The organism is Bartonella rattaustraliani AUST/NH4 (genome assembly GCF_000312565.1).
GTDB lineage: Bacteria > Pseudomonadota > Alphaproteobacteria > Rhizobiales > Rhizobiaceae > Bartonella > Bartonella rattaustraliani.
Genome location: NZ_CALW02000096.1, coordinates 1 through 7211, shown reverse-complemented (window position 1 = coordinate 7211; position 7211 = coordinate 1). Strand labels below are relative to the sequence as shown.

8 protein-coding genes and 2 pseudogenes are annotated in these 7211 nt (G+C 41.1%); 1 reads left to right on the top strand and 9 read right to left on the bottom strand.

The genetic code is table 11. The annotated features are described in order from the left end of the window. From BN67_RS10965 to BN67_RS10935, 7 genes and pseudogenes are all read right to left on the bottom strand, one after another. On the bottom strand, nt 1–500 hold a 500-nt coding region (locus BN67_RS10965; protein WP_019224120.1), incomplete at its 3' end, for a DUF3987 domain-containing protein. Continuing rightward, nucleotides 487–1397: pseudogene (locus tag BN67_RS13090) on the bottom strand (DUF7146 domain-containing protein). The gene BN67_RS10965 and the pseudogene BN67_RS13090, both read right to left, overlap by 14 nt. A gap of 99 nt (nt 1398–1496) precedes the next feature. Further along, on the bottom strand, nt 1497–1697 hold the full coding sequence (locus tag BN67_RS10955; protein WP_019222130.1) for a helix-turn-helix transcriptional regulator: 201 nt from the start codon (nt 1695–1697) through the stop codon (nt 1497–1499). 210 nt (nt 1698–1907) lie between these two features. Further along, nucleotides 1908–3074, bottom strand: coding sequence for a tyrosine-type recombinase/integrase (locus tag BN67_RS10950; RefSeq protein WP_019224119.1), 1167 nt, complete (start codon nt 3072–3074; stop codon nt 1908–1910). Nucleotides 3075–3242: 168 nt separating this feature from the next. Beyond that, nucleotides 3243–3761: pseudogene (locus BN67_RS10945) on the bottom strand (portal protein); the annotation flags it as partial. After that, nucleotides 3746–5080: a phage terminase large subunit gene (locus BN67_RS10940; protein ID WP_019224117.1), complete on the bottom strand. Its 1335-nt coding sequence runs from the start codon at nt 5078–5080 to the stop codon at nt 3746–3748. The gene BN67_RS10940 and the pseudogene BN67_RS10945, both read right to left, overlap by 16 nt. After that, nucleotides 5058–5399: a hypothetical protein gene (locus BN67_RS10935; RefSeq protein WP_019224116.1), complete on the bottom strand. Its 342-nt coding sequence runs from the start codon at nt 5397–5399 to the stop codon at nt 5058–5060. Before BN67_RS10935 ends, BN67_RS10940 begins: the two co-directional genes overlap by 23 nt. Before the next feature lie 211 nt (nt 5400–5610). Between BN67_RS10935 and BN67_RS12325 the strand changes: the two genes are divergently transcribed. Next, nucleotides 5611–6192 carry a hypothetical protein gene (locus BN67_RS12325; protein WP_019224115.1) on the top strand — a complete coding sequence of 194 codons (582 nt, stop codon included), beginning with the start codon at nt 5611–5613 and terminating at the stop codon, nt 6190–6192. Here BN67_RS12325 and BN67_RS10925 read toward each other — a convergent pair. Then, a complete protein-coding gene (locus BN67_RS10925) occupies nt 6164–6688 on the bottom strand; it encodes a hypothetical protein (RefSeq protein ID WP_019224114.1) in 525 nt (174 codons plus the stop codon). The genes BN67_RS12325 and BN67_RS10925 overlap by 29 nt on opposite strands. 15 nt (nt 6689–6703) lie before the next feature. Next, nucleotides 6704–7156 (bottom strand): single-stranded DNA-binding protein, encoded by a 453-nt coding sequence (ssb, locus tag BN67_RS10920; RefSeq protein WP_019224113.1) that lies wholly within the window; start codon nt 7154–7156, stop codon nt 6704–6706. Between the last annotated feature and the right edge of the window lie 55 nt (nt 7157–7211).

Here is a 7211-nt window from a genome sequence, read left to right as displayed (position 1 = left end):
TTTTGTTGTTTTTTCTTTTCCTTCCATTCTTTGTACCATTCCTCTTGAAGGGTATAGACAGGGTCCAAAGCCGCTTGCATGGCTGGTGATTTCATTGTTGAAGGTTTCCCAACAAGAGCCCCCCACAGATTAGGCACAATTTTCCAATCATCATATTGTTTTGGAGCAATACGAACGCCATTGCCAATCACAGCAGCTAAAGCACAGAGAGTAGCAACGGCAACAAAATCGATAGGGGATTGTTGACGGTCTGAAATGTCATAAATAGAGCGTCCTAAGCTTAAAGGAACTTGTGTAGGGTCAAAAGGCTCTACGGGTAAAAGAGTAGCCTTGATTGGCTGTAATTCCCCCCAACCACTTTGTTGCAATGCTTGCTTATAAGGAATGGCTTTTAAACAAGCATTGTTGTGTAAAGAGGTATTATCGTTATCATTCACGAGAGTATTATTACCTAGAGTTTTATTATCTTGATTATCTAAAATCTTATTATCTTGTGACATGAGAGCGTCCCTTTTGAGAAGAGAGAAAATCGTTAAAATCAGCACCTTTAGGGGCTTGCATCATAAAGACCTCAAAGCCTTGTTTATGCGCATGGCTAGCCAAGGCATAACCTGCTTTATGACCCGCCTCATCACCGTCCATTGCAATGGTCAGACGGGCTTTGGTTTTGGGTAAATTCACATGCATCATGCCATGGGTTGAAAGGGCAGCCCACAAACTTACAGGCTCTGGTAACAAACCAGACAGTAAAGAAAGCCCCGTTTCTATTCCCTCACAAATCACTAGGTGGCGTTCATTATCTTGGCTTAAATGCACAGCACCGCCCATAACAGAACCCAACATAGCTTTTGCTGGTTTCTGATCTGTTTTGCAGCCATTGCCTTTTAAAAAGGTTCTATGGATTGCAAAGGAGCCAGCGCCCTTAACAAGAGCAAGCAACGCGGGCAGTGTAATTCCCGAAGGATGAGGGCATTGATCATGAAAGCGTAAATTGGGTGACAAGGCACAAGTGATACCACGCTTGCGTAAATAAGTTTCTGCTAGGCTATCTTTTATAGTTTGGCTTTGTTTCCAAAGCTCTCTTGCTCTCTCTGCATTCTGTTTTGCTCGTTTGAAATCAGCATAAAACTGTTTTGAGAAAGAAAGCGTATGACCATAAGCATTCTCAAAATATGCTTGTGTATTGAAAAGACCAATGTTTTTAAGAGAGCTTTGATGATCTGTTTAAAAGAGCAGCCAGCATGACAATGAAATAATAATTGACCATTATAACCATAAGTAAGAGCTAAACTAGGAGTGCCATCATCATGGGCAGGGCAATGGGCAAGTCCATAATGCCCATGCCAAACACCTGGCACAGCACGTGTTATGCCCGCAGCATGTCTATAAGAATACATTTTTTATCCTATGATCTTGCATCACAGGACGGATTTTGCTATTCATAATCTGATGAGTAATGAAGAGCCTTGTCCGTCCTTACGTGACAAGGTTTTCTTTTATGCAGCATTATTGCTACGGTTGTTTTTTGCTTTCTCTATCACACCGTGAAGATCAGATTGTAACCAACGCGACAAAAAACCAAACTTTAAGGGCTTTGGTAAAACACCGTTTGTCACATGACGTCGGAATGTTGAAACACTCATATGGAGCAATTTTGCACTTTCACGGTCTGTAAGAAGAGTATCATTTTCGGTCATTTCTAAAATCCTTTCAAAACACAAATTATAAACAAATCATAACCACTTATTAACCATATTTTTGTCATATTGAAAAGTAATATTATCTATAAAAAACAGTCTGTTATCATGTTTTTTTTAAAATTGAATCTTGATGAATCTTATTGAGAAAGAATGAGAGAAAAGAGAGCTAAAGTTATCCACAGGTTATGGGGTATTGCACCCCATCTCTTAAGTTTGACCGGTGACAAAAGCCGCCCATTTATCCATATAAACACGGCGCTGTTCTAGATAGTCTGTACGACGATAGGCACGCTCTACTTTACCACCTACCGTATGACTTAGAATTGTTTCAGCGACCTCATAGGGGGCATCGGTTGTTTCAGCGAGCCAATTGCGTAAACTAGAGCGAAAACCATGCGGGCAGGCGTTTAGTCCAGTCTGTTGCATATACTTTGACATACATTTTTCAGCAAGAGGACCTCGACCGGTTGCAGAGAAAAAGAAATCATTGCGAGAAAGTAAGCGCGCTTGTTTCAAAATTTCTAATGCCTCTGTTGATAGAGGCACACGAAACTCTGTTGTAGCATCACGCCTTCCTTTCATATTTTCGGCAGGGATTGTCCAGATATCACCCTCAACCTGATCTTTATGGATATAACGTAAAGGACGTGTACGAACCCCTGTAAGGATAAGCAAACGTAAAGCCAATTGCGTCATGGTTGTTGTTTGGCAAAGTGTTTGATAAAAAGCCGGCACATCTTTCCAATCCATTGCAGGTCTATTAACAGTTTTATGGCGTTGTTTCCCTAAAAGCGCGCGTGCTTTTTCTACTGCTTGTAAATCAACATTCAAACCTAATGCAGCAGCATGCTTGAGACAAAGTTTGATACGTATCAGTGCAGTCTGAGCAGCCCCAGCTTTTGTATGCCAAATAGGGGCAAGAACATTGCGTATCTCTGTTTGTGTAATCTCTGAAACGGGTAGACAACCTAATTTGGGGAGTACATGAAGTTTTAAGGGTAGAAACCAGTTACCATTTTTCCCATCTCCTTTTAATTCAGCTTTACGACTTTCAAAAGCATCTAAAGCAATGTCTTTTAAATAATGGAGATTGCGCATTGCTTCACGCTTTTGTTTCTCACGTTCTTTAATGGGGTCACGACCCTCTCGTAAAACAGAACGCCATTTTGTTGCAGTTTCACGAGCTTGTTTTAAAGAGACATCTCTCAAGGCACCCAAGCCCATTTCACGACGACGCCCGTGAATGGTATAGCGATAAAGCCATTGAGCACCTCCATCTTTACGCTTATGAAGTAACAAGCCTGCACCATCATTATATTTACCAGCTCCCAATGTTGCGACAGCCCTTGCATTAAGACGATTCATAAGAGCCATTTTTAGTCCTTTCTTATACAGTTTTTACCCACACACCAGCCCCGCTTGTGACGTGCAAGGAAATGGTTTCGATTGATTCAAGATAAACAGATTTGAAATGAAAGAATCCTACGTTATTCGGAGTTTTAACTCAATATGAATAACGCTAAATTATCATTATAAATCAATATCTTGTACCATTTTTAAAGGATCTAAATGCGTGACAACCGGCTCTCCCTCAAGATTATCCTCATAATTCAACCGCGTGTCTGTCCACCCCATGCCACAGATAACCGCGTCTTGGAAGGCATCAGAATCTGCATATTCTGCATGGGCTCTGTCTCTAAACCATTCTGCTGCACCGGTAAGCAACTCATTCGGAAAGGCTTTTCCTACCTGCCGTGGAATAAACTGCACTTCACGCTTGTTATTTCTCTCAGACCCCACAACCGCATTCACAAGAGGCGCAATGCGGTTAAAAGTCATCACGGGGCGGTTTTGCTCTTTTAAAGCCGCTAAATCCTTCTCATCCCACTGATCACCGTTATAAAAGCCAAAATCTTCACGCGCTTGCTCTCGCCATTTATTCACATGCGCTATATCTTCTTTGTACCAATTGATCAGCTTACAAAACAGATCATCCTTTGACAGATCTGAAGTCTCTTTTTCATCCAGTGTCTCATTGTCTTGCATTATTGTGCCATCCATGAGGTGTTATTGTTATAATCTTTCCAACCGCTATAGGCTTTTCTCTTTTGTCTTATCTCAGGCTCTTCATATGAGACGCACATGAGACCAAAAGCGTCTGCAGCATGGCTGGACCAATCATGCTCGGCTCCCAAGCCAATACCCCGTTTCTCATCCCATTTCTCATGATACCAATTCAGTGCCTTGCGACCTGCCGCCGTTGTTTCTTCATTAAACCAGATTGACGGCAAAATACGTCTCACTGCCTCTATGCGCATCTTCACAGCACCAGAACCTTGATTAGGGACGACTTGCGTTTCAAAACCCGCGTCACTCAGAGAGCTTTCAAAACTCACATTGTGGACTCTATCTCTTGTGGCACCATCATGGGGTAAAACCATCAAGGCTTTCTCATAACCGTTTTGACGCAACCAACCGATATGCTCGGATAACGGCTGTCCCTGTGCCTCATAATAATCAAGCACTCTTATCTCTTTCCCTATGAACTGTGCTATCCAGATTGCCGTGGCGTCTGCCTTGGCACCCGTACCCCCAATATCCCAAAAGGCGCGTATCTGCATGAGAGGATCACGTGCAACACGTCCTATCCGCCCTTCTTGCTCGGCATCTAACATTTCCTTTTGATAGTAAGCACCTTGGACGGCTTTGAGATAATCCCCTTCCCATATATGCTTATAGATCTCAGGACGGTTTTTAAGATCATCCAATCTTGCCTCATCCAAAATCTTTGGAAATTTTGGATTATCAGACCAGTTTATCTCAACGCCCTTAATGGCTTTGTTGTCTGTAAAGCGAAACCGTTTCTCAACCGGAGCATTCTCACGCAAGGGATTCCAAGTCACCCATAATTCTGTACGCCACCCCTCACCTTCCTCACGCAATGTAGGAATAAGCGTTTGCCATGCTGTCTCGGTCACCGGCTCTGCCTCATCAACCCAACAAAGCAAAATACGCCCCATCGATTTAATACTCGCTATATTGCGATCAAGACCGATAAACTGAAAGTCTATACGCCCATCAATGGACTTAATCGAGGACTCCCCAATCTTGTAATAAGCACTCAAAAAGTCGTGATCTTCAATAGCCCGTTTAATCTCTTGCAAAGAACTCTCTGCCAGTGAATTTTGAAACTGACGCGCGCATACAATGTTACCAGAGACCCCTCCTAAACCCAATTGATAGCCCTTTAAAGCCGTCATTAAAGCAAAGGACCTTGTTTTGCCTGATCCTCTTCCTCCCCATGCTGCTCTTACAAAAGCCTCGCCTGCAAAGATAGGCACAAGCTTGCGTATGATCTTAATTTCTCTCTCTGTCGTCATCTAAATACGATATTTTGACATTCTGCACGATATGAATGGCACCCCCATTTTGCCCCGTTAACTGAATAGGCAAAACCTTTCCCAATAAGGATAGGAAAGCATGCGGGCACCTCACAGCTTGTTTCTCAAGATAAGAGACCAAACCATCATTGCCATACTTCCCCCCTGCTCTCTCTCCTGCCTCAATAATCGCGTCTCTTAAGAGCCTTGTACTCATATTCAAAGCCCCCTTGCCTCTTCCCTTGCCTGCATTGGGTGGCTTTTTTCTGATAACTGTTTGTTCTATTTGAGACGTTTGTTCTGGAATTTGTGATGTCATTAATTCCTCCCTCCAGATAACAAAAAACCCCGCAAATCCGGGGCTTTCTCACTGCACTTTCCCTCAATTAAACGCAATACGCCTAAGTACAGCAACGTCATTAAATACGATTTGCAACACTTTGTCAACAAGAAAATAACACATATTGATATTTTTAAAGGGAATCTGTTAATCACAGTTCCAATAAGACTAGTTAAGGAGCGGTAAAAACATGAAAATCTTATTAATTATCTTTTGTATTCTACTAGTGCTTACATTTATTGAACCTATAATAGAACTTTTAAGTGCTCTAACTGGTATAGGTGTTATTGCCTTAGGACTCTATTACTTAGGATTTGTATATAGCGTGTCTTTAATAATAGCGTTAATGATAACGTTTACGATATTAATGACAATTAGAGAGCTTTCATCACAAGGAAAAACATGGAAAGAAATAGTTTTATATTACTCTGCAGTATTTTTACCAGTGATTATATCATGGCGTATTACATGCAATTTCATAGGCACTGATATAGGACTCATATCGTGTGCGATAACATTCAGCTATTCTATTTTTTCGTTCTATTTTGTATTCTACGACCTGCAAAAAGATATTGAAAATATTACAGACTCTGTTAAAGCTGTAGCTAAATTTTATTGTGCAGCACTTATATTGTGGGCTATTTTTTATTGGAACGAACTGATAGGAATAATATCAGTAATAATATTTATTATTGGCTATTTCATTGTGCGTGCATATTCAAATTTTAATGAAGACGAATCCTCTAATGAAAATGCTTCTGAAGAGCATTAAGAGCAACCTGCACTGTACCCACAAGATATGGTAATGGTTTGTCTTCTATAACAAGATATTGTATTGCAGCGTAAATATTATGCTGTCTATAAAGGCTTTGCACTTCTCTTATTGCCTCTTCCATAGCTAAAAACTGTTCTGTAGCAAACGCAATCCACTTATCTCTAGCTCGCTCATCACAAGACGAGGGCATTTCGTCATAAATGGCATTGGGTAGCCCCTTTGCACAAAGATAATCGTTCCTTATCTGTAGATATTTTTGTGCAGCGTCATATTGCTCTCGAGTAAGCACGCCTTGCAAATAAAGCCGTCCTATGTATGTACCTGATAGTGGATTTTTGGCATCTTGTAACGTCAAATTAAAGTGTTTTGCACGCATTTTTATTGCCAATTGACAAGCGGGCTCTTTTGGTTGTTTTGCTCTTGAGAGACGACCGTTTGTCTCTCTTAACTGCCCTAATATTTTGGGGCGACCCCTCTTTTTAGATTTTTTCACAACACCGCTTTCTCATTAAAAAGGAACATTATCGTTGATAGAGATATCAGAGGCGTCAAGAGGTCTTTGAAAGCTTTTGCTATAGTCATTTACCACTGTCGCATGGGCATTGTGATCATCACTTTTATTGCCATCTAACAGTTGCAGCTCGCCTTTGTATTTTGGCAAGACAACTTCTGTTGTATATCTCTCAACACCGTTTTTATCCTGCCATTTACGGGTTTGCAGCTGCCCTTCAATATAGACCTTGCTGCCTTTATTGAGATACTGCAGTGCTATTTTGGCTAGGTGTTGATTGAAAACCACGATTGAATGCCATTCTGTTTTCTTTACCTTCTCATGAGTGCTTTTGTCTGTATAGCTTTCAGATGTTGCTATACGGAAATTGACCACCTCCACACCAGACGGCATTGCTTTGCTTTCAGGATCGGCTCCCAAAAAGCCAATTAACATTACTTTATTCAACATTTTCTATGAGACCCCTAATTAACACGCTATAAGTTATATAGTTTCCATTATAACA